Source organism: Streptomyces sp. NPDC050439 (assembly GCF_040655335.1).
In the GTDB taxonomy this organism is placed as follows: Bacteria; Actinomycetota; Actinomycetes; order Streptomycetales; family Streptomycetaceae; genus Streptomyces.
This window is the reverse complement of sequence record NZ_JBFAJT010000011.1, coordinates 306,664-325,925: the sequence shown is the minus strand read 5'-3', so window position 1 is coordinate 325,925 and position 19,262 is coordinate 306,664. Positions and strand designations below refer to the sequence as shown.

The following is a 19,262-nucleotide window of genomic DNA, read 5'->3' as shown; positions in this document are numbered from 1 at the left end:
GCCGTGTGTGCGGGCCGGTCTTCGATCGAAGCTCCCGGGGGTTTCGCCCGGGGGCCACTACCGAAGATCGGCGGCGGCTGGTGCGCCTCTCCTTCGTGAGGTCCTGCTGGGTGTCCCCGGGGCGCTGGACCATGGTGATCCCTACCCGCGGGGACGTGCCTATGTCACCAGACTACAAAGTGTCGGTGACAACGCGCACGTACAGCAAAGGGAGCGGCCCCCTCTTGCGTGGGAACCGCCCCCTTCACGATGTCTTACTTGGCGCCCGCCGCACCGCGACGGATGCCCAGACGGTCCACCAGCGCACGGAAGCGCTTGATGTCCTTCTTGGCCAGGTACTGCAGCAGACGGCGGCGCTGACCGACCAGGATCAGCAGACCACGACGGGAGTGGTGGTCGTGCTTGTGGGTCTTGAGGTGCTCGGTCAGGTCCGAGATACGGCGCGAGAGCATGGCGACCTGGACCTCGGGGGAGCCGGTGTCGCCCTCCTTCTGGCCGAACTCGGTCATGATCTGCTTCTTCGTAGCGGCGTCGAGCGACACGCTTACTCCTCGTAGTCTTTTCGTGGCCACCGAGTGCCCCTGGTCTACATCGCAGGGGAGCTTCCATAACTCGGGAGGCGAGGTCCGCTGGGCGCTGCCTCCAGGTCCTCGGTCAGAGCCTCGATGAGTCTCGACCTCGGGGGGTCTGGGGGCGCGTACACATACGGCCGCTACACAGGGTACCAGTCGGCTTGTGTGCGGCTTTACCGGGGCGGTATGGGCGCCCGTGCCGCCTCGACAGGCGTTCTCTACCTCATTCTCCACCCTTGCGTGCGTGATTCTCCCTCCCCGGTGTGAGCGTGATCGGAACCCGCTCCACGGATCCGAGCCGCACGTACGCTGAGCGGGCAGGTCAGTCGCATCGCTCGCACGTGGGGAAGGGGCCTCCGCATCATGGCCGGTACAGAGGACAAGAGCGTCCAGGGGCAGGACGAGGACGTCGCAGCGCGCAAGGAGCGGGAGAAGAACGAGCTCTACGCTCTCGACATCTCCGGCGTGGAGTGGCACAGCGCGCCGGGCACCGAGGCGCACGAGGAACGGGTCGAGATCGCGTACCTGCCGGACGGTGCCGTGGCCATGCGGTCGTCGCTCGAGCCCGAGACGGTGCTGCGATACACCGAGGCGGAGTGGCGGGCCTTCGTGCTCGGGGCGCGGGACGGGGAGTTCGATCTGGAGCCGGCGGCGCCGCGCGACGGCGGCCGGGGCGAGGGCTGAACCCGACCTCCGGGCCCACCCTCACCCCTGGGCCGAGTGCGTCTACCGCTTCGCACCCTCGAGGCCGACGACCAGCCACGACCATTCCTTCTTCTTCTCGGCACTGGGGCCGCTCGCCTGCCTGCTGCCGAAGAAGAGCCGTCCGTCCTGGATCACGACGTCACTCAGTTCGACGCCGGCAAGCGTCCAGCCCTCAACGGGCAGGGCGAAGTAGAAGTACGGGGTCTCCTTGCCGGTCCGCGGGTCGAGACTCGTCAGCCCCATGGGCGTGATGTGGTCGGTGCTCTCCCGGTAGGCGAGGAGCTGGTCTCCGCTCATCCGCATCGGGTAGAGCAGCTGACCACTCCCCGATTCGAACTTCTTGACGGTCTTGCCCGTCGCGAGGTCGAACGACACGATGTGATTCGAGTTGTTGATCATGTCGCCGTGGGGGTCCTCGCGGCTCATGACGAAGACCTGGTCGTCACTGACCACCGTGGAGGGGCAGTCGTCGGCCGCGTCGAAGCCTGTCGCGGTATCGCAGTTGACGACATAGCGCCCGCTTCCGAGCCCGATGGTCGCGCGCCGCTTTCCGTGGTCGTCGATCGAGATCAGGTGCGTCACCGCGTTGTCGCCCGCGGCGGGAGCGATGACAGCGGGCTCGGCGGACAGCAGGTTGATCCCCTTGATTCCATGGGCGGCCAGGTACGTCCACTTCGCGTCGCCGGTACGGGGATCCAGCTTCTGCACCTGGAACGTCACGTCCTTGGTGTGGGCGCACGCCAACAGCATGAGCAGACCGCGCCCACCCGCCAGGCCCCGGTGCTCACAGCCTGAGACACGGGCCTTCTTCCACAAGCGATCCCCTGTGTCCATGTCGTAGGCCACCGAGCCGTTGCCCCACGCCACGGCGACGGTGCCCCGCGTCATCGACACACTCGTCGGATCCTGCCCGAGCAGCGTCTCCGACGTCGGAAACGTTTTGCCCCAGACCTTCTCCCCCGTGTCGATGTCGAAGAAAGTCACCCGGTCGCACGGAGCCTCGGGGTCGTCTTTGGACCTGTGCAGCACCGCCGTACGGGCTTCCACGGTCACGTGCCGGGTGGTTCCACAGATGGGGCCGCTGAGTGCCGTACGCCAGGCTTCGTCACCCGTGGTCGCGTCATCGCCCATCTTGAAGCCGACAAGCGATTTGTTGATGCCCTTGGCGAGGATCTTGTCGGTCGCCCACGTGCCCGGCATCTCGTACTCCTCCCCCGGGCTCATGTCGTCCACAGAGAACCGGAAGGCCATCTGACCCCTCCTGGTCTCGGGCCGTTCCTCGACCGTCTGCCTGATGTCGAGCCGATCCTGAGGGGCGGCGCCGGGCTTGTCGCCCTCAGGTGTCGAGCCGCCGGCCCCGAGCCACAGATACCCGCCACCGACGCACAGCACCGCGACGAGGACCGCGACGACGACGCCGGCCATCCGCCTCCGACGGTTCCTGCGAGCTCCGTCCGCTGCCAGTGCGGATTGGGTGAAGGAGGAAGGAGGCGGGCCGAAGCTCACGTCGTGAGGTCCTTGTCTGCGTTTGTGGGGGCTGTGGGTGTTCGTGGGAGGGGTGGGGTGGCGCAGGAGGGGTGGTGGGCGTAGGGCGTGGGCTTGGGGCGCCTGTGTGGGGTGGAGCGAAGATCGTACGTCTACGCGCGTGCCGTTGATCCACCCGCGAGGCCGTCGCGGCAGCCAACGCCGCGCTGCGAAGCGGGAGTTCCTCCGGGCCTCGTGAATTGACAGCCCCTTGTCGCCTGTTGGGGCTTTTGTCCGTCACGGTTCCGGATATGGGGGTCACTCCCGTGGGGAGCGTGAGGGAAAGGACAGGATTCGTGGGGTGGGCTGCCCTGCCGTGCTGGTGCTTTTGGTGATTAGGCTGGTACTGGACGCGTCGCCAGAACCCGGGAGTGGGTGGTGTGCGTCCACCACGGGGAGAGCCTTGGCGGATCGGACGACAGAAACGGTCGCCCTCCCACCACGGCACGAGGGTGCTCGACCACATCAGGAGGCATTGTGAACAGCGATCGGGACGAGATCCGCGGGGGCTGGGATTCACCCGTCGATGATCAGTCCGACGCGGAGTCCGCTGCCGAGACGACGGGCGAGTTCACCATCGACTACGCCCCTCCTGCCTGGTATACGCAGAATGCGTCCGGCAGTGCGGGGGAGACTCCTTCGGCTTCGGCCTCGACATCTGACTCGGACTCGACTCCTGCTTCGTCTGCTGGGGCGCCTGTGGCGCCTTCGGAGTCTGCGTCTGCGGTTTCTGAGGAGGCCGTTCTTCCTCCCGCTGCTCCTGAGCCTCCGGCTCCGCTGTCTCCTCCTGTTGGGCCGCCCTCCGTTGTGCCGAAGCTGCCTGTGGGGGGTGGGTTCCAGCCGCGGGCTGACTGGTCTGCGCCGGTTGCACCGGCTCCGGCCGAACCCTCCGACTCTGCTGCGCCTGAGGGTGGTTCGCCCTCGGGGGGTGCCGCTGACTGGAGCGGGGCCGTTGCTGGTGTTGCCTCCTCCGTGCATGTGACTGGTGTTGTGCCCAAGCCTGAGGTTGCGCCCGAGGAGGCGGAGCCTGAGGTGGCGGAGCCTGAGGCGGAGGTCGGTGGCGATGGCGATGCTGGTGCGGAGCTTCAGGGGGAGCCTGTTGTTGCGCCTTCCCCTGTGGTTGAGCCCCTTGCCGACAGCAGTGGCGATCTTGAGAGTGGCGCCACCATGCGGTTCTCCTCTGCCGCCCTGAAGCGGGAGATGCGTGAGATCGAGGAGCGGGCCGCTGCTGAGGCTTCGCGGGACGACTCCGACGATGAGCCCGTGGACGTGGCCGATGGTGGGGCCGCGAAGGTTGATGACGACGAGGTTGGCTCTGGTGAGCCTGGTGATGTCGGTGTCAGCGTCGATGCCGGTGCAGCTACTGGTGCCGGGGCCGGAGCCGGTGATGTTGAAGGCTCGGGTGACAGCGATTCCGCCGCTGCGGAGTTGAGTACCTCCGACGACGCGGGGGATGCCGAAGACGAGGTCCGTGACGCTGTTCCTCAGGACGCCGCTCCGCAGGACTCCGTGCCTGTCGCGCCCGTCGATGAGGTGCAGGACTCCGTGCCGCCCTCCTGGACTCCGCCGCCCGCGCCGAACGGTGGGCTTCCGCCGTTGCCGCCCGCCTTCCAGCCCGCCGCGCCCACCTCTGCGCCGCAGTGGCCCGAGCCGACGCCACCGCCGGCCCCCGAACACGTTCAGCCGCAGGTGCCGCAGCAGGTCGCGCCTGCTCCGGCCCCTGCGCCGGTGCAGCCGCAGGCTCCGCAGCCTGCGCCCCCGGCGTGGCCCTCGCCCACCGGGCCCGTGGCTCCCTCGCCGGTCGCCGACGCGCCAGCTCCGCCGCCCAGTGGGTACGGGTTCCCGCAGGCTGGTGCGCCTGCCCCGTCCCCTGCCCCCGCTCCGGCTCCGGCTCCGGCTCCGGCTCCGGCTCCCGAAGCGGTTGCTCCACCTGCCGGGTACGGCTTCCCGCAGGCCGGGGCTCCGGCTCCCGCCCCCGCTCCCGCTCCCGAAGCAGCCGCTCCGGCCGCCGGGTACGGGTTCCCGCAGGCCGGTGCGCCTGCCCCTGCCCCCGCTCCGGCCCCGGCTCCCGAAGCGGTTGCTCCAGCTGCCGGGTACGGCTTCCCGCAGCCCGGTGCGCCTACCCCTGCCCCCGCTCCGGCCCCGGCCCCGGCCCCGACTCCTGCTCCCGAAGCGACCGCTCCGCCCGCCGGGTACGGCTTCCCGCAGGCCGGTGCCCCTGCCCCTGCCCCTGCCCCCGCTCCGGCTCCGGCTCCTGCTCCCGAGGCAGCCGCTCCGCCCACCGGGTACGGCTTCCCGCAGGCCGGGGCTCCGGCTCCTGCCCCCGCTCCCGCCCCCGCCCCTGCTCCCGAAGCAGCCGCTCCGCCCGCCGGGTATGGCTTCCCGCAGGCAGGGGCTCCAGCTCCTGGGCCCGTTGCGCCCCCGCAGCAGGGTAGTTACGGGTTCCCCCAGCAAGGGGCGCCCGCTCCTGTTCAGCCCAATTCCCCTGCCCCGCACGGTAGTTATGGGTTCCCGCAGCCTCCCGCGCCCGCGCCTCAGGCCCAGCAGCCGCCCGCGCCGCAGCCGATGCCGCAGGCTCCTGCTCCCGTACAGCCGCAGCCTCAGCAGCAGCCGCTTCCGGCCCAGCAGCCGCCCCAGGCTCAGCCACAGCCACAGCCGCAGGCCCAGCAGCCGCCCCAGGCTCAGCCACAGCCACAGGCCCAGCCGCAGGCCCCCATCGATCCCCGTACCGGTGCCGCCTGGCCGCAGCCCGTGCAGCATGATCAGCGTGAGCGGACCAATCCCGGCGCGCCCCTCGGTTACACCGCTGCCGTCGAGTTGTCCTCCGATCGGCTGCTGCGCAACACCAAGCCGAAGGCCAAGAGCAGTCGGCCCGCTGCCGGCGGGTCCCGGTTCAAGCTCGGCGGCAAGAAGGAGGAGGCCGAGCGGCAGCGGAAGTTGGAGCTGATCCGGACTCCGGTTCTGTCCTGCTATCGCATTGCCGTCATCAGTCTCAAGGGTGGGGTGGGCAAGACCACCACCACTACCGCCCTCGGCTCCACGCTTGCCACCGAGCGGCAGGACAAGATCCTTGCCATCGACGCCAACCCCGACGCCGGTACGCTCGGGCGCCGCGTGCGCCGTGAGACCGGGGCCACCATCCGTGACCTCGTGCAGGCGATCCCGTACCTCAACTCGTACATGGACATCCGGCGCTTCACCTCGCAGGCCGCGTCCGGGCTCGAGATCATCGCCAATGACGTCGACCCGGCCGTGTCCACCACCTTCAATGACGAGGACTACCGGCGCGCCATCGATGTGCTCGGGAAGCAGTACCCGATCATCCTGACCGACTCGGGTACGGGGCTGCTGTACAGCGCCATGCGCGGCGTTCTCGATCTTGCCGATCAGCTGATCATCATCTCTACGCCGTCCGTGGACGGGGCGAGCAGCGCCTCGACGACGCTGGACTGGCTGTCGGCCCATGGGTACGCCGACCTTGTCTCGCGGTCGATCACCGTCATCTCCGGAGTGCGCGAGACCGGCAAGATGATCAAGGTGGACGACATCGTGTCGCACTTCGAGACGCGGTGCCGGGGGGTTGTCGTCATCCCCTTCGACGAGCATCTCGCCGCTGGTGCCGAGGTCGATCTCGACATGATGCGGCCGAAGGTGCGGGAGGCGTACTTCAACCTCTCGGCGATGGTTGCGGAGGACTTCGTACGGGCTCAGCAGCAGCAGGGGCTCTGGACCTCGGACGGCAACCCGCCTCCGGTCGTGGCTCCGCCCCTGCCGGGGCAGGGGGGTTATCCCGGGCAGCAGCCGTACGGTGCGCAGGCGCCTCAGCCTCACCCACAGCAGCCCCAGCCTGGGCAGCAGCCCCAGCCAGGGCAAGCGCCCCCGCAGCAGCCGTACGCTCCTCAGCCCCACCCGCAGCAGCAGCCGCAGCCCGGTGGGCAGCCGTATCCGCCGCAGCCAGGGGCTCCGCAGGGGTGGCAGAACGCCGCGCCCCCGCAGGCGCCTGCGGCGCCGGCACCTGGGCAGCCGTACCAGGCGCCCGCGCCTCAGGGGCAGCAGCCTCAGCCGGGGCAGGTGCCTCCGCCTGTTCAGCCTGGGCAGCCGTTCCAGCCCGGGGCTCCGTACCAGCCCCCGCAGCCGCCCGCGCCGGAGGCGCCGCAGCAGTAGCCTTCGCCTCCGCCGATATCAACTGGGCCCGCACCAGCTCCTGGTGCGGGCCCAGCCTGTTGTCTCGGCGCCCCAAGTTTCGACTGACGAACAGACTTTCCTGCCCGCCCATCCGATTACCCCGCAGCCCTGCCCCATCACCGAAAGGACCAGGGCAGGGGTGGGCAGGGCGGCTCAGGGACAACGACTCCCCCACCTGCCCCTCCCCCCACCGCCACCCCCCGACCAGCCACGCTTCACAGGTCTTGACCAATGCGGATGAAATACGGGTCAACTCGTTATTTCCGCAGGCCACATGGGGTTCACCTGCCGTTGACTGACGCAGACTGGCGCTGGTAGACACACACATCAACCAGCTGGCGTTCCTTGATCAACTAGCCATCTCTGCGCGAGCGATGACGCGAGGTCACCGACCCATGGACACACAAGATCAGCACGGCAGAACACGGTCTCACCGGTCTCACCCCACCACCAAGGCGCCCCCGCAGGCGCCCCCGAAGGCACCCGCACGCCTCCGCCTCCTCCTGGCGGCCGGAGCCGGAGCCCTCGCCCTGACCGCGGGGCTTGCCTCTCCGCTCAACCCGGCGCCCCAACAGGCCGAGGCCAAGGCGGACGGCAAGGAGACCCTCACCGTCGCGGTGGCCCAGAGCGTCGACTCGCTCAGTCCCTTCCTCGCCCAGCGGCTGCTGAGCACCAGCATCCACCGTCTGACGTACGAGTACCTGACGAACTACGACGCCAAGGACAACCACGCGATCCCCGGCTTCGCCACCAAGTGGGAGACCTCCGCGGACAAGCTGACCTGGACGTACACCATCCGGGACGACTCCAAGTGGTCGGACGGCAAGAAGGCCACCGCCGAGGACGCCGCCTGGACGTTCAACAAGCTGATGTCGAAGGAAGGCACCGCCACCGCCAACTCCGGCTTCGTCGCCAACTTCAAGAAGGTGACCGCCCCCAGCCCCACCCAGCTCGTCATCGAGCTCAAGAAGCCGCAGGCCACCATGGCCGCCCTCGACGTGCCGATCGTCCCGAAGCACGTGTGGGAGAAGGTCGACGACGTCAGCAAGTTCAACAACGACAAAGACTTTCCCATCGTCGGCAACGGGCCCTTCGAGCTCACCGACTACAAGACCGACCAGTACGTGAAGCTGAAGGCCAACAAGGACTTCTGGCGTGGCGCGCCCAAGTTCGACGAGCTGGTCTTCAAGACGTACAAGGACCAGGACGCGGCCGTCGCGGCGCTGAAGAAGGGCGAGGTCTCCTTCGTCGCCGGCCAGCCCGCGCTGACGCCCGCTCAGGCCGCCGAGCTCAAGGGCACGGAGAACGTCAAGGTGAACGAGGGGCCCGGGCGCCGCTTCTTCGCGCTCGCGACCAACCCCGGCGCCCAGACCCGCGACCGCAAGAAGTTCGGTGACGGCAACAAGGCGCTCCTGGACAAGAAGGTCCGTCAGGCGCTCTTCCTCTCCGTGGACCGTGAGGCGCTGGTCGACAAGGTCTTCCAGGGCCAGGCCGTCGAGGGCGAGGGGTACATCCCGCCTCGCTTCTCCGAGTACGCCTGGAAGCCTTCCGCCGACCAGAAGCTGTCGTACGACCCCAAGAAGGCGGCCCAACTCCTGGACGAGGCGGGCTACAAGAAGAACGGTGACGGCAAGCGCGTCGGCAAGGACGGGAAGCCGCTCGACTTCCGCATCCTGTGTCACGCCACCGACCCGAACGACAAGGCGGTCGGGAAGTATCTGAAGGAGTGGTGGGGCGATCTGGGGATCGGGCTCAAGGTCAATTGTCTTGATGACGTGTCCGTGCCCTGGTACGCGGGCGAGTACGACCTGGCGTTCGACGGCTGGTCGGTCAACCCCGACCCGGACTTCGTCCTCGGCATCCACTCCTGCGCCGCGCTCCCGGTGAAGGCCAAGGAGAGCGCCGCGACGGACAACTTCATCTGCGACAAGAAGTACGACGAGCTCTACGACAAGCAGCTGGCCGAGTACGACCCGGCCAAGCGCGCGGAGACCGTCAAGGAGATGCAGTCCTGGCTCTACGACTCCGGGTACATGAACATCCTGGCGTACCCGAACGCCGTCGAGGCCTACCGCACCGACCAGATCAAGTCCATCACCACCATGCCGACGGCCGCGGGCAACATCTACGGTCAGGACGGTTACTGGTCCTGGTGGTCAGCGGTGCCCGCGGATGGGAAGAGTTCCTCCAAGGATGGAAGCTCGACCGGTGTCATCATCGGTATCGCCGCCGCCGCGGTGGTGCTCGTCGGCGGTGGAGTCCTGTTCGCCCTGCGCCGCCGTTCGACCGCAGAGGACCGCGAGTAACGCATGACCGCTGACAGCAATCCCGCACTGCTCGACACCGAGGGCACCGCGGTGACCGACGACCCGGCTTTCGCCGGGCCGTCGGCCCGCGGGCCCCGGGCCCGCAACACCCGTGCCTATCTCATCTACGTGGCGGGCAAGCTGGGCGGCGCCGCCGTCTCGCTGTTCGCCGTCCTCGTCACCAGCTTCTTCTTGTTCCGGCTCATTCCGGGTGACCCCGTGAAGCAGATGACGGGCGGCAAGCGCGTGTCGGCCGAACAGCTGGACGCGATGCGCAAGGAGTTCGGCCTCGACCAGCCGGTCATGACGCAGTTCTTCGACTACTGCGGCAACGCGCTGACCGGCGACTTCGGCACCTCCTACCAGTTCCACACCCCGGTGATGGACAAGATCACCGAAGCGCTGCCCGCGACGCTCCTGCTCACCGGCACCGCGTTCGTGCTCTACACCCTCATCGGCATCTGGCTCGGCACCCGGACGGCCTGGCGCAACGGCGGGCTCGGGGACCGGGTCCACACCGGTCTGGCGCTCACCCTCTACTCCGTGCCGTCGTTCTGGCTCGGACTTCTGCTCATCATCACATTCTCCGTCGGCGCCGGTCCGATCCCCGGGCTCTTTCCGACGGGCGGGCTCGAATCGGGCGGCGAGACGGGCATCGCGTATGTCCTGGACGTCGCGCACCACATGGTGCTCCCCGTCATCACCCTGGTGGCCGTGGGGTACGCGCAGACGCTCCTCGTGATGCGGTCGTCCCTGCTCGACGAGATGGGCAGCGACTATCTGACCACCGCGCGCGCCAAGGGTCTGCGGGACGATCTCGTACGCCGTCGTCATGCCGTCCCGAACGCGATGCTGCCCACCGTCACGCTGATGTTCGTGAACCTCGGCACGGTGGTGGCGGGCGCGATCCTCGTCGAGACCGTCTTCTCCTGGCCGGGGCTCGGCGGTCTCTTCTACGCCGCGCTCAGCGTGCCCGACCTGCCCCTCGTGCAGGGTCTGTTCTTCGTGTTCGCCGCCGCGGTGATCCTGATGAACACCCTGGCCGACGTGATCTATCCGCTGCTCGACCCGAGGGTGGGCCGATGACGACCGAAGCAACAGAGCCCGAGGCCCCCGAAGTCCCCGGGGTCCCGGTCGCGAAGAGCCCCCGGGCGCTCGCCTGGACCCGCAGGCGGCACTCCGTCGCCCGCTTCTGGCGCGAGTACCGCACCCACCGGGCCGGGCTCTTCGGCCTTGCCGCGCTCGTCGTGATCGCGCTGATCGCCGTCTTCGCGCCGCTTCTGGTCGGCTCGGACGCGCAGAGCGTGACCGACGCGCCGGGCAAGCCGATGGAGTCGCCGAGCGGCGAATTCCCCCTCGGCACCGACCAGTTCGGGCGCGATCTGCTCGGCCTGCTCGTGTGGGGCGCGCGGATCTCGCTCACCGTCGGGCTGCTGGCCGCCGTGCTCTCGGTGGCCATCGGCACGGTCGTGGGGATCACCGCGGGGCACTTCAAGGGGTGGTACTCCACCGTCATCATGCGGGTCACCGACTGGTTCCTGGTGATGCCGACGCTGGTGCTCGCCATCGCGCTGGCCTCGGTGATGTCCAAGTCCATCTGGACGATCATCCTGGCGATCGGCGTGACCACCTGGCCGACGACCGCGCGGCTCGTCCGCGCCCAGACCCTGGCCGTGGAGTCACGCCCGTACATCGAACGCGCGCAGGCGCTCGGCGGCGGCCACGGCCATGTCATGGGCAGGCACGTCCTGCCCAACGTCATGCCGCTGGTGCTCGCGCAGACCACCCTCGTCATCTCCAACGCCATCCTGACCGAGGCCACGCTCGCCTTCCTGGGCCTCGGTGACCCGACCGTCGTCTCCTGGGGCGGGCTGCTCCAGGACGCGCGCGAGGCGGGCGCGGTCAGCGCGGGCGACTGGTGGTACCTGGCTCCGCCCGGACTCGCCATCGCCGTCGTCGCACTCGCGTTCACGCTGTGCGGACGCGCCGTGGAGTCCGTGCTCAACCCCAGGCTGGGGGTCTCCCGTTGATCAGCTCGGACAAGGTGACGGAGACCAAGGTGACGACAGAACAGCGCCTCCTCGACGTACGAAATCTCGAGGTGACGTACGCGTCCGGGGCGGCCGCGGTGCGCGGCGTGAACCTCTCGGTCGACGCGGGCCAGAAGCTCGGTGTCGCGGGCGAGTCCGGCTGCGGCAAGTCCACGCTGGCGCTCGCGCTGCTTCGACTGCTGCCCGCGGGGACGAAGGTGACCGGCGAGGTCCTGCTCGACGGCGAGGACGTCCTCACCATGAAGTGGGGCCAGGTCCGCGCGGTCCGCTGGGCGGGCGCGTCGATCGTCTTCCAGGGGGCGATGCACTCGCTCAACGCGGTGCACCGCATCGGCGACCAGATCGCCGAGCCGATCCTGCTGCACAAGAAGGCGACGCAGGCCGGGGCGCGGAAGAAGGCCGGGGAGCTGCTCGAACAGGTGGGCCTGCCGGCCGCCCGCGCGGAGGCGTACCCGCACGAGCTCTCGGGCGGGCAGCGGCAGCGCGTGATGATCGCGATGGCGCTGGCCTGCGACCCGCGCCTGATCATCGCCGATGAACCGACGACGGCCCTGGACGTGATGATCCAGGCACAGATCCTGCGGCTGATCGAACAGTTGGTGGCCGAGCAGGACCTGGGCCTCATCATGATCAGCCATGACCTCGCGGTGCTCTCCGACACCTGCGACCGGCTCGCGGTGATGTACGCGGGCCGCGTCGTCGAGGAGGGTCCGGCCTCCGAGGTCTACGAGAACGCGCAGCACCCGTACGGCAAGGCCCTCTCGGCGGCCTTCCCGCGCATCGGCGACACGGCGTCCCGCTTCGCGCCGCGCGGCCTGCCCGGCGACCCGCCGGACCCGTCCCTGCTCCCCACGGGCTGCACGTTCCACCCGCGCTGCCCGGTCGCCCTCGACACCTGCGTCACGGAGGACCAGGCGCTGCGGGACGCGGGCCCCCGGCACCGCGCGGCGTGCGTGCACGCGGGCGCGCAGCTTCCGGCGCAGCCGACATCCCCGCCGGCGACGGCGGAGCGTACGCCGTGAGCACCGACAGATCACGCAACGGATCGCGCACCGAGGAGCAGCGACGCATGACCACCGAAGAAACCCTGCTGTCCGCTGATCCGCTGCTGTCGGCGGGCGACCTGCACATCACGTTCCCCGGCCGCCGCGGCGCGCCGCCCGCACGTGCCGTCGACGGCGTCGACCTCGACATCAAGCCGGGCGAGATCGTGGCCCTGGTCGGCGAGTCGGGCTGCGGCAAGACGACCCTGGCCCGTTCGCTGCTCGGCCTGGTGTCGCCGACGTCCGGCAAGGTGACCTTCGGCGGCAGGCCGCTCGACTACTCGGGCCGCGCCCTGAAGGCGTACCGCAAGCGCGTCCAGCTCGTGCTCCAGGACCCGAGCGGTTCCCTGAATCCCCGCCACACGGTGTACGAGGCCGTGGCGGAGGGCCTGCGCATCCACGGGTACGGCGGCGACGAGCAGGCGACGGTCGCCGACGCCCTCTCGCGGGCCGGGCTCCGGCCGCCCGAGCGGTTCTTCCTGCGCTATCCGCACGAGCTGTCCGGCGGCCAGCGTCAGCGCGTCGTCATCGCGGGCGCGCTGGTCCTGGAACCCGAGCTGATCGTCGCGGACGAGCCGGTCGCCTCGCTCGACGCGTCCGTGCGGGGCGAGATCCTCGCCCTACTGCTGCGTCTGCGCGAGGAGCTGGGGCTCTCCGCCCTGGTGGTGACGCACGACCTGGGTCTGGCGTGGAACATCGCAGACCGGGTCGCGGTGATGTACCTGGGGCGGATCGTCGAGACGGGGACGGTGGAGGAGGTCCTGACCTCACCTCAGCATCCGTACACGCAGGCGCTGTTGTCGGTTCTTCCGGAGGCTCCGGGCGATCCGGTGGTCCTCACCGGTGAGCCGCCGGACCCGTCGCGCATCCCGGGCGGCTGTCGCTTCCACGCGCGCTGCCAGGTGCTCGCCTCGGGTGAGGCGGAGAGGGCGGGAGTGGCGGACCGCTGCCGTACGGAGGATCTCCCGGTGCTCGCGGGCGGCGGCGAGACGCAGGTGGCGTGCCATTGGGCGGCGGTCAACGTCGGCGCGTCGGGCGTCTGAGGGAGGCGCGAGGCTGCGCGGGTGACGGATCGTTACCTCTTCCACGTACGGGTGACGCGGCGCCTATCGCGTGTGGGGCTGGGGAGTTACAGAGAGGTCCGGATCAGACACGGACCGTAGTCAACTTCACAGCTAACAAGGAGCATTCATGCGCCGTTCCGCCGCCGTCATCCTCGGGGCCGTCGCACTGCTGGGGGCTCTCGCCGTGCCCGCCGGCGCCATCCCGGACCCCGTGGGGACCGTCGACTGCGTGACACAGGCGGCCGGTGACGTCACCTCGCTGGTCGATCCGGCCAGCCCCGGCCTCCCCTCCGAGGTGCCGGGCGCGGCATGCCTCGCCCCGTGACCTGAACGCAGTCATGGCCTGACCTGAACACGCCTACGTCGTCACGTACTTGTGCGGCCGCCCGGGGCCGCGCAAGTGCGTGACGAGCGAACTCGGCGTGTCAGCCCACCTGGAGTCAGCCCCACCTGTACCCGTCACCGAAGTTGAGGGTGTGCTCCAGCACGTCCTCCATGGGGTCGTCGACCTGGCCGGTGCTGATCAGCGAGACGGTGTGCCCGTTGTGGGAGCCGTGGTTCGTCTCGTCGGCGTGCGCCGCGCCGGAGCTCAGGACGGACGGCACTGCCGCCACCGCCGCGACCAGCGCCCAGCGGGAAGTGGTCTTGACCCAACTGCCGTTCACTGCAGCCTCCTTGGACCGTGCGAGTGCGGGCCGCCGATCGCGTCCCGCTCGCCGTGCGTAACCGCGGCGCGGCCGAGAAGTCACCGACGATCATACGAAAGGGTCGTCGGACGCCCGGGCCCATGCGTCGCCCGTGTGGGCTAACTCGGCCCCGGTGACCGCTCCTTGACCGCTCCTTGACCGCCGCAGGAAACCTGAGAGAAAGCAGAGATCGCATGCGTAGTCGCCGCGGCTGGACCGTCGCCCTGCTCGCCGCCCTCGCCGTGTCCGTCACCGTGATCGCCACCCCGGTCTCGGCGGCGGAGCACGCGCCGGCGAACCCCCCACCGCTGCCGCACATCGAGTCGCTGGTCAATGAAGGGGTCACCGTGGAAGGGCCGCTGGTCAACGGCGTGGCCCTCCCCCACCTGCTGTAGGCGCGAAGAGCAGTACAGCGGGAAGGGCAGTACAGCGGTAAGGGGGCAGGTCGGAAGACCTACTCGGCGGCCTCGATCAGCTCGCGCGACTTCTTCACGTCATCCGCGATGGCGACGAGCAGCGAGTCGATCGAGTCGAACTTCGCCTGCCCGCGCACGAAGGCGAGGAAGTCCACGGCCACGTGCAGCCCGTACAGATCGAGGCCGACGCGGTCGATCGCGTACGCCTCGACGGTCCGCTCCGTGCCGTCGAACTGCGGGTTCGTCCCGACGGAGATCGCCGCGGGCATCGCCTCGCCCTGGGCGTGCAGCCACCCGGCGTAGACGCCGTCGGCGGGGATGGCGGTGTGCGGCAGCGTCTCCACGTTGGCGGTGGGGAAGCCCAGTTCACGCCCGCGCTGCGCACCCCGGACCACGACGCCCTCGACGCGGTGCGGGCGGCCGAGGATCTCCGCCGCGCCGCGCACGTCGCCCTCGGCGACCAGGCGCCGGGTGAGGGTGGAGGAGAAGGGCTCGCCGCCCCCGGCCTCACCGCTCACGAACAGGTCGATGACATCGACCTCGTAGTCGTATGTGGCGCCGAGCTCGGTCAGGAAGGCGACATTGCCCGCGGCCTTGTGGCCGAAGCGGAAGTTGGGGCCCTCGACGACCAGGCGCGCGTGCAGCTTGTCGACCAGGACCTTCACGACGAAGTCGGCGGGCGACAGCTTGGAGAACTCCGAGGTGAACGGCAGGATCAGGAGCGCGTCCACGCCGAGCTCCGCCATGAGTTCAGCGCGCCGGTGGTGCGGGGCGAGCAGCGGCGGGTGGCTGCCGGGGCGCACGACCTCGGAGGGGTGCGGGTCGAAGGTGACGACCACGGCGGGCACGCCGAGATCACGGGCGCGCTCCACCGCGCGGCCGATGATCAGCTGGTGCCCGCGGTGTACGCCGTCGTAGGAACCGATGGTGACGACGCTGCGCCCCCAGTCCTGGGGGATGTCCTCCAAGCCACGCCAGCGCTGCACTGTCTTTGCTCCTCGCCGAACCTGTGTATGTGTGTGTACGTCCCATTGCCGATTGCGCAGGTCTAAGACTGCCATGCCCGCGCCATCCGGATCGCATCGGAGGGGGTGGCGGGGGTCACGCCGGGACACGCGCTCCGGCGAGGTTCTCGATCATGCGGCGGGAGCTGGGGCCGACGAGGGCGGACCAGTCCTGCGGGGCCTCGCAGATCCACCGGGCGACCTGTGTGGAGAACCCCGGCACCGAACGGGCCAGCTCGACCAGGCGCCGGTCGAAGCAGGTCGCGCCCTCCGGCGTGCGGACCAGTAGTCCGCCGGTGCGGTGCACCAGCTCGCGGACCCTTTCCTTGTCGTCGCCGACCGCCACCGCGCAGAGCACCGCGTCCAGGACCTCGGGCTCCCGCTCCTGGACGAGCAGCACTTCGAGGAGTTCGGTGCGCAAAGCGCGCGAGGCGTCGGTTCCGGGGGCGGCGACGGCTGTGGCGAGCGCGGCGCGGACCGCCGGCGGGCGGTTGCGCAGGAACTCCGTCACCAGCGGGAGCAGGACGGCACGGACGCTGGTGCCCTGCTCGAACCGCAGGTCGAGGTACGCGGCCACGTGGCCCGCGAGGTCGGGGCGCAGCTCCAGCACGTCGCGTACGAGATCGGCGACGCGCTGGGCCAGGTCGGGCGCCGTCACGTCGGCCAGGGCGCGCAGTACGTCGCCCGGGGTGGGCCCGGGGCCGTACAGCCGGGTGCGGAAAGCGGCGAGGATCTGCTCCGGGTGGGTGTCGAGGGCGGCGACGAGGGCGCTCGCGGGGAGCTGCGGGTCACCGGCGGTGAAGCGTTGCAGGGCGGGCCGCAGGTGGCGGGCGCGGGTCTGCGGGTCGCGGACGAGGAGGGCGAGCGCGGCGCCGTGCAGGGAGTCGTCGGCGGTGCGGGCGAGCAGGGCGAAGGCCGTGTAGCGCAGGAGCCTGCGGTCGGCGTCCGTGCGCGCGTGCGGGGCGGCGCGCAGGGCGTAGGCGACGGCGGCGACCTGGCGGGCCGGGCTCGTGTCGTGGACCCAGCGGTCGACCGCCCGGCAGATGGCCGACGGCTCCTCCTCCGCGAGCGCGGCGAGCAGTTCGTCGGCGCGGGGATGGGCGCAGTCGACGAGGGTTTCGGTGAGGTCGTCGATGGCGCGGTGGCGGTGGGTGTGGAGCAGGGCCTGGGCGGCGGACGCGACGGTGGCGTGCGGGGTGGTTTCGAGGGGGCGCTCGTCGGTGAACCAGCGGGTCAGTTGTGGCTGCACCTTCGCGGGCGCGGTGGCCAGGAGCTCGGCCACCGCGTCGAGGCTGCGGGCCTGCGGGGTGCCGGGCGGAGGGTCGTGGATCACCGCGTCCCGCAGCAGGTCGAAGCGGTCGTCCTCGGTGAGGGGCAGGCCGAGCCAGAACTCCGCGGGGTACGTGCCTTCGCGGGCGAGGTGCCTGAGGAGCGTGAGGTAGGGCTTCGCGTCGGCCACGCGGGCGAGGGTCTGCTCCAGTAGGTGCCTGGCCCACCACCCGGCGTCCCCCTGGCCCCTGGCCTCAGCCCCGTCTTCACCCGCACCCGGCGGTCGGCCCTTCGCCGCTTCGCGGCGTGTCTCCCGCCCACCCGCCCGATTGCCCCGCATCACATCCGCAGGCGCCACACCCCATACCTCCCCCAACTCCCCCAACCGCGCCCCCAGTTCCCCCGCCCCCCGCTGCCGCCCCAGCAGCAGCAACGCCTGTACCACCGGGCCGATCCTGTGGCGCGGTACCGGCAGTGAAGGGGGTGTCGGGTCGTGGCGGAAGACCAGGGACCACAGTGCTCCGTCCACGTCCAGGTGCATCCCCTGGATCCAGTCCGCGAGCTCCTCGTGGGCGAAGCGGTAGCCGTCGCCCGCCGGGACGAGCAGTCCCTCCGTGAGGACCGCGGAGGCCCAGCCCGTGCCCCACGGGAACACCTCCTCGAACGACGCCCGGTCCAGCTCCCCCTGCCCCGGCCCCAGGCACCGCCGCGCGGCCTCGTGCACCTGGCCGGACACCTTCGCCGCCAGGCGCCGAACAGCCGCGCCCCGCAGTCCTTTCGCCGCCGCGAGCCGCACTGCGACGCGCAGGCACAGCACGTCCAGATAGGCCTCGAAGATCGCGTCCCGGTCGGGGCGGCCCGGCGGCGGCTCCTCGGGCAGAGCTGCCCGCACCTCGGCGAGCAGCCGCAGGGCGAGGGGGTGGCGCTCGTCGGCGGGGGCGAGCGCGCCGTCCGGGATGCCGTATCGCGCACGGGCGATCCGCGCCTGCCGCTCCGGCAGGTCCCCCAGGTGCACGCGTCCCGGCTGGAGCTCCTCGGGAAAGTGCTCCCCTGCCTGCTCCCAGTACTCCGCCCGGCAGCCCACCACGAGCCGCGCGCCCGTCTCCCGCAGCCATTCGCCCGTCCCCCTGCTCCACTGTGCGAGGCGGTGCGCGAGGGCCGGCGGCATCTCCTCGGGGCCGTCGAGCAAGAGCAGCAGCGCCCGGCCCTCGTCCCGGACGAGCCGCGCGACCCGCCCCGCGGAGATGTCCCCGAGCCCGTCGTCCGCGTCGTCGTCCGCGTCGGCGGGCGAGTCCTCCGCCGCGTTCGAGGCCTCCAGGATGCGGCCCGCCCGTTCGAGCGCCCGCTCCACCGCGTCGCCCACGCCGGTGTCCGTGCCCTGCAGATCGGCGCCGCGCAGCCACAGCGTGGGGGCCGGTTCGGCGCCGCGCGCGCGGCTCGCGGCGAGGGCGGCGAGTTCCGTCGTCCGGCCCGTACCGGGGTCGCCCACCAGTCCGAGGACCTGCGCGGGCCCCGAGGCGAAACGGGTCAACTCCTCTGTCGTGTCCGGGCGTTCCACCGGTTCCAGGAGGGCGGGGCGCGGCCCGTCGGAGCCCAAGGACGTCGCCGCCAGGTGCAGCGCGCCGGCCAGGTTCAGGTCGCAGCCGTAGGCGGGAACGGTCGCCGCGTTGCGTGCAAGGAGCTCGGCGAGCGGACCGCCCGGGTCGGCGGCGGCCGCCTCCCGCAGCGGCACGGCGAACCCCGCCGCGTTGTGCTCGCCGTGCAGCGCGGTGCCGAGGACGGCCAGCACGGCACCGGACGAGGCGTCGACGACCGGGCCACCGGCCGCCCCGCCGCCGAGCCGCAGCGCGTCCGCGCCGTCCGTGCCGATCGCCAGCTCCATCGCGGCGTCGAGGAGGTGGAAGCGGTCCGTCGCCGTGTAGGTGACGGAAGCCGGACCCAGGACCCGCGCCTCGCGCGGGCCGCGCGCGACGATCCGTACATAGGCGCCGACGGGAGCGGTCTCGCGGACCGTGACGGGCAGGGGCCGCAGACCGAGCCCCTCGGTGCGGACGAGGGCCAGATCGGCCTCGGGAAGGGCCACCACAGCATCGGCGGCCACCACGCAGACGCGCTCCCCCGCGGCGTGCAGCACGAGCCGTGCGAGGCCGTCGACGGCCTCATGGCTGGTGATCACCGTGCCGTGGTCGTCGGCGGCGAAGCCCATTCCCCGCGGGCGCCCGGCCAGGTCACAGATCCGCACGAGGGCACCGTCGAGCACCGTCGGGTCGCCCTGTCCCGCCATGCCCGAACCTCCCGCGACGCCCCGTCCCTCTCGACGGTAGGTCGGCGGTGATCAGCGGGACAGAACGCGTCGCGAACGCGCCCCCTTCCGCTCCCTCGGTTCACTCCGAGCGCCTGCCCAAAGGGGTGAATCGGCGGGGCGCGGTGGATACAT

The 19,262-nt window shown here is 70.7% G+C and carries 14 protein-coding genes and 1 pseudogene; 10 read left to right on the top strand and 5 right to left on the bottom strand.

Features of this window, described 5'->3' with window-relative positions; genetic code table 11:
• Nucleotides 1–254: 254 nt before the first annotated feature.
• Nucleotides 255–542, bottom strand: coding sequence for a 30S ribosomal protein S15 (gene rpsO / locus AB0I66_RS38085; protein ID WP_160507553.1), 288 nt, complete (start codon nt 540–542; stop codon nt 255–257).
• Between the two features lie 393 nt (nt 543–935).
• On the opposite strand from rpsO, the gene AB0I66_RS38080 reads away from it, so the two are divergent.
• Entirely contained in the window at nt 936–1,256 is a 321-nt protein-coding gene (locus tag AB0I66_RS38080) for a DUF397 domain-containing protein (protein ID WP_363212643.1), read from the top strand.
• A gap of 42 nt (nt 1,257–1,298) precedes the next feature.
• Here the strand turns inward: AB0I66_RS38080 and AB0I66_RS38075 are convergent, their stop codons facing one another.
• Nucleotides 1,299–2,702, bottom strand: a complete 1,404-nt coding sequence (locus tag AB0I66_RS38075; protein ID WP_363212642.1) for a PQQ-binding-like beta-propeller repeat protein — start codon at nt 2,700–2,702, stop codon at nt 1,299–1,301.
• Nucleotides 2,703–3,176: 474 nt separating this feature from the next.
• Here AB0I66_RS38075 and AB0I66_RS38070 point away from each other — a divergent pair.
• From AB0I66_RS38070 to AB0I66_RS38035, 8 genes and pseudogenes are all read left to right on the top strand, one after another.
• Nucleotides 3,177–3,407, top strand: a pseudogene (locus tag AB0I66_RS38070) (SCO5717 family growth-regulating ATPase); the annotation flags it as partial.
• A gap of 2,145 nt (nt 3,408–5,552) precedes the next feature.
• Entirely contained in the window at nt 5,553–6,965 is a 1,413-nt protein-coding gene (locus AB0I66_RS38065) for a MinD/ParA family protein (RefSeq protein WP_363212676.1), read from the top strand.
• Between the two features lie 416 nt (nt 6,966–7,381).
• Nucleotides 7,382–9,292 (top strand): ABC transporter substrate-binding protein, encoded by a 1,911-nt coding sequence (locus tag AB0I66_RS38060; RefSeq protein ID WP_363212641.1) that lies wholly within the window; start codon nt 7,382–7,384, stop codon nt 9,290–9,292.
• A gap of 3 nt (nt 9,293–9,295) precedes the next feature.
• Complete coding sequence (locus tag AB0I66_RS38055; protein ID WP_363212640.1) at nt 9,296–10,378, top strand: ABC transporter permease; 1,083 nt, start codon at nt 9,296–9,298, stop codon at nt 10,376–10,378.
• Nucleotides 10,375–11,322 (top strand): ABC transporter permease, encoded by a 948-nt coding sequence (locus AB0I66_RS38050; RefSeq protein WP_363212639.1) that lies wholly within the window; start codon nt 10,375–10,377, stop codon nt 11,320–11,322. Before AB0I66_RS38055 ends, AB0I66_RS38050 begins: the two co-directional genes overlap by 4 nt.
• Before the next feature lie 29 nt (nt 11,323–11,351).
• Entirely contained in the window at nt 11,352–12,365 is a 1,014-nt protein-coding gene (locus tag AB0I66_RS38045) for an ABC transporter ATP-binding protein (RefSeq protein WP_363212638.1), read from the top strand.
• A gap of 47 nt (nt 12,366–12,412) precedes the next feature.
• Entirely contained in the window at nt 12,413–13,429 is a 1,017-nt protein-coding gene (locus AB0I66_RS38040; RefSeq protein WP_363212637.1) for an ABC transporter ATP-binding protein, read from the top strand.
• Nucleotides 13,430–13,577: 148 nt separating this feature from the next.
• A complete protein-coding gene (locus AB0I66_RS38035) occupies nt 13,578–13,775 on the top strand; it encodes a hypothetical protein (protein ID WP_363212636.1) in 198 nt (65 codons plus the stop codon).
• A 115-nt stretch (nt 13,776–13,890) separates the two neighbouring features.
• Here the strand turns inward: AB0I66_RS38035 and AB0I66_RS38030 are convergent, their stop codons facing one another.
• Nucleotides 13,891–14,076 (bottom strand): hypothetical protein, encoded by a 186-nt coding sequence (locus AB0I66_RS38030; protein WP_363212675.1) that lies wholly within the window; start codon nt 14,074–14,076, stop codon nt 13,891–13,893.
• Between the two features lie 254 nt (nt 14,077–14,330).
• Between AB0I66_RS38030 and AB0I66_RS38025 the strand changes: the two genes are divergently transcribed.
• Nucleotides 14,331–14,531 (top strand): hypothetical protein, encoded by a 201-nt coding sequence (locus AB0I66_RS38025; protein ID WP_363212635.1) that lies wholly within the window; start codon nt 14,331–14,333, stop codon nt 14,529–14,531.
• Between the two features lie 59 nt (nt 14,532–14,590).
• On the opposite strand, the gene AB0I66_RS38020 is transcribed toward AB0I66_RS38025, so the two are convergent.
• Nucleotides 14,591–15,538, bottom strand: coding sequence for a bifunctional riboflavin kinase/FAD synthetase (locus AB0I66_RS38020; RefSeq protein WP_363212634.1), 948 nt, complete (start codon nt 15,536–15,538; stop codon nt 14,591–14,593).
• A gap of 115 nt (nt 15,539–15,653) precedes the next feature.
• The gene (locus AB0I66_RS38015; RefSeq protein ID WP_363212633.1) at nt 15,654–19,109 is read right to left on the bottom strand and encodes a trypsin-like peptidase domain-containing protein; all 3,456 of its coding nucleotides are present in this window, start codon (nt 19,107–19,109) and stop codon (nt 15,654–15,656) included.
• Nucleotides 19,110–19,262 lie beyond the last annotated feature (153 nt).